The organism is Paraburkholderia sp. J69-1 (assembly GCF_905220255.1).
Lineage (GTDB): Bacteria > Pseudomonadota > Gammaproteobacteria > Burkholderiales > Burkholderiaceae > Paraburkholderia.
This window is the reverse complement of the sequence record NZ_CAJMZG010000086.1, coordinates 1-594: the sequence shown is the minus strand read 5'-3', so window position 1 is coordinate 594 and position 594 is coordinate 1. Positions and strand designations below refer to the sequence as shown.

The 594-nt window shown below is 63.3% G+C and carries 1 protein-coding gene; it reads left to right on the top strand.

Going from position 1 to position 594, the window contains the following annotated elements; genetic code table 11:
• Nucleotides 1-561, top strand: a 561-nt coding sequence (locus tag U5A67_RS40485; RefSeq protein WP_321818838.1) for an oligopeptide/dipeptide ABC transporter ATP-binding protein, incomplete at its 5' end; no start/stop codon positions are given.
• Between the last annotated feature and the right edge of the window lie 33 nt (nucleotides 562-594).

The following is a 594-nucleotide window of genomic DNA, read 5'->3' as shown; positions in this document are numbered from 1 at the left end:
GGCTTGCGGCCGGAGCATGCGAAGCGTTATCCGCATATGTTCTCGGGCGGCCAGCGTCAGCGTGTGGCGATTGCGCGCGCGATGATTCTCGATCCGCAGATCGTGGTGGCGGACGAACCGGTGTCCGCGCTCGACGTGTCGATCCAGGCGCAGATCCTGAATCTGTTCATGGATCTGCAGGAGCAGTTCCGTACGAGCTATGTGTTCATCTCGCACAACCTGGCGGTGGTCGAGCATATCGCCGACGATGTGATGGTGATGTATCTGGGCGGTGTCGCGGAACTGGGCGACAAGGCCACGGTGATCGGGCGCCCGCGTCATCCGTACACGCGCTCGCTGCTGTCGGCGACGCCTGCGATCTTCGAGGCGGATCGCCGCGTGAAGATCAAGCTCGAGGGGGAATTGCCTTCGCCGCTGAATCCGCCGTCGGGTTGCACGTTCCATCAGCGCTGCCCGTATGCGATCGAACGATGCCGCCAGGAAGTGCCGCAACTTCGCGAAGTCGATGGCCGTCAGGTATCCTGCCATCGTGCAGAGGAGGTGGGGGAATCGGATGCTTGAAGCGACGGCGGCGCGTCGTTTTGCGCGCCGCCA